2 protein-coding genes are annotated in these 2,655 nt (G+C 73.5%); one reads left to right on the top strand and one right to left on the bottom strand.

Annotated features, from left to right (window positions below; genetic code table 11):
• Nucleotides 1-1,019 (bottom strand): SDR family oxidoreductase (locus C1I97_RS35055; protein WP_111006998.1); only part of this gene is annotated, 1,019 nt, incomplete at its 3' end.
• Between the two features lie 192 nt (nucleotides 1,020-1,211).
• On the opposite strand from C1I97_RS35055, the gene C1I97_RS35050 reads away from it, so the two are divergent.
• Nucleotides 1,212-2,655, top strand: a 1,444-nt coding sequence (locus tag C1I97_RS35050) for a zinc-dependent metalloprotease (RefSeq protein WP_111006997.1), incomplete at its 3' end; no start/stop codon positions are given.

The following is a 2,655-nucleotide window of genomic DNA, read 5'->3' as shown; positions in this document are numbered from 1 at the left end:
TCCTTGCGCCCCAGCCGCCGCCCGGCGACCGTGTGCCGTCCGGCCACCTCCTCCAGCAGCTCCGCGAGAACCTCCTCGTTCGTCCACTTCGGGCGCCACCCGGCGTCGTGCAGCCGACTCCCGCTCACCACCCACGGGTACATCGTGTACGCCAGGTCCCCCGCCGGCGACGGCGTGAGCCCGATGCGGTGCAGCCGGGCCGCCGCCCCCAGCGCGACCGCCGACGGCAGCTCCATCCGCCGGATCCCGCTGAGCTCCTCGACCTCCTCCTGCTCCAGCCACCCGTCGCACCCCACGGCCAGCTCCCCGTCGACCTTCTCCAGCACGGCGTACTCCAGCGCACCGCACAGGTCCTCCACGTGACAGAACTGCCACGCGGGCCGCGACCCGGCCACGACCAGCAGCCGAGGCGACTCGAAGTACCTGGTCAGCGCGGTGTCCGTGCCTCCGACCAGCACGGCCGGCCGCACCACGGTGACGTTCAGCCCCGGATGGGCCCGCGGCGCGCGCCGCGCCAGCCGTTCGATCTCCAGCAGGTCCCCGACGCCGGTCGCCTCGGCGGTCGCCCGCAGCTCCGCGTCCTCCGACAGCGGCAGCTCGTTGTCGGGCAGCGCCCCGTACACCATCGCGGAGGTGCACAGCACCACGCGGTGCACCCCGGCCGCCGCGGCCGCGGTCAGCACGGTCTGCGTTCCCCGGACGTTGTAGGCCGTACGGGCGGCGGCGTCGGTCTCCAGGTCGAGGTCGAGCGCCAGGTGCACCACGACGTCCGCGCCGCGCAGCTTGTCCGCGATCGCCGGGTCCCGCACGTCGAGGATGTGCCACCGCGCCGCCGCGCACTCCCCGCGCCGCTCGTCGATGGCGATGACCTGTCCGACCTCGCCGGACTCGGCCAGCCGCTCGGTGAGCAGCGCGCCGACCCCGCTCGCGGCTCCGGTGACCGCGACGACGGGCCCCCGGACGGCGGGAGTGCTTTCATGGTTTCGCGCTGCGCGAACCTGCGGATCTGGGGAACTCACCGGGCGTCTCCAGAGGTTGTGTTCCATACGGGCGCGAAGGACGCGTACGTACCAGGTGGCATCCATCCTGCCGCAGGCGTTCTGTCGGCGAAGCACCGAGGCTCCAACGGCTCTCGGTGTCTACGCTGGGTGGTGTTGTCGGGCAGCCGCGCCGCCGGAGAGAACCGGTGGCCCTACCAGCCGAGGAACCCCGTGAGTGACACCCCATTCGGATTCGGCCTTCCGCCGGAGGAGCCGGACGACGGCGACGAGGGCAAGAAGAAGGACCAGCAGAGCGGTGGTGGGCAGGGACCGGCCAACCCGTTCGGTTTCGGGCGGCCCGGTGCCGGAGGCTTTGGCGGCCCCGGCGCCGACAATCCGCTCGCAGCCATGTTCGGCTCGCTGAACCCCACCGACCTGGGCGCCGCGTTCCAGCAGCTCGGCCAGATGCTCTCCTACGAGGGCGGCCCGGTGAACTGGGACATGGCCAAGCAGATCGCCCGCCAGACGGTCGCCCAGGGCACCCCGGACGGCACGAAGGACACGAGCGTCGGCCCCGCCGAGCGCACCGCGGTCCAGGACGCCGTCCGCCTGGCCGACCTGTGGCTGGACGACGTGACGTCCCTGCCGTCGGGCGCCGGCTCCGCGGTGGCGTGGTCCCGCGCGGAGTGGGTCGAGGCGACCCTGCCGGCCTGGCAGGAGCTCGTCGACCCGGTCGCCGAGCGCGTCGGCACCGCCATGGGCGACGTGCTGCCGGAGGAGATGCAGGCTATGGCCGGCCCGCTGATCGGCATGATGCGCTCCATGGGGGGCGCCATGTTCGGCACGCAGATCGGGCAGGCCGTCGGCGTGCTGGCCGGCGAGGTCGTCGGCTCCACCGACATCGGCCTGCCGCTCGGCCCGGCCGGCAGGGCCGCGCTGCTGCCGGTGAACATCGAGACGTTCGGCAAGGACCTGGGCGTGCCCAAGGACGAGGTGCGGTTGTACCTCGCACTGCGCGAGGCCGCCCACCAGCGCCTGTTCGCCCATGTGCCGTGGCTGCGCTCGCACCTGTTCGGCGCGGTCGACGGGTACGCGCGCGGGATCAAGGTCGACACCGCGAAGCTGGAGGACGTGGTCGGCCAGTTCGACCCGCAGAACCCCGAGCAACTGCAGGACGCCCTGCAGCAGGGCATGTTCCAGCCGGAGGACACCCCCGAGCAGAAGGCCGCCCTGGCCCGCCTGGAGACCGCTCTGGCACTCGTGGAGGGCTGGGTGGACGCCGTGGTGCACGCGGCCGCGAAGCCGCGCCTGTCGTCCGCGGACGCGCTGCGCGAGACGCTGCGTCGCCGCCGTGCCTCGGGCGGCCCGGCCGAGCAGACGTTCGCCACACTGATCGGCCTGGAGCTGCGCCCGCGCCGGCTGCGCGACGCCTCCCGCCTGTGGGCCTCGCTCACCGACGCGCGCGGGATCGAGGGCCGCGACGCCCTGTGGGCCCACCCGGACATGCTGCCCACGGCCGCCGACCTGGACGACCCGGACGGCTTCGTGCACCGCGAGCACATGGACTTCTCCGAGCTGGACAAGATGCTCGGCGAGGCGGCGGGCGGTGCCGCGCCCAAGCCGGACCTTCGGAAGAAGGAGGAGAAGGACGAGGGCGACGGGGGCGACGGGGGCG

Source organism: Streptomyces sp. NTH33, from assembly GCF_003236365.1.
Taxonomy (GTDB): Bacteria; Actinomycetota; Actinomycetes; order Streptomycetales; family Streptomycetaceae; genus Streptomyces.
The sequence above is the reverse complement of the archived record's forward strand: the minus strand, read 5'-3'. Positions and strand labels throughout refer to the sequence as shown.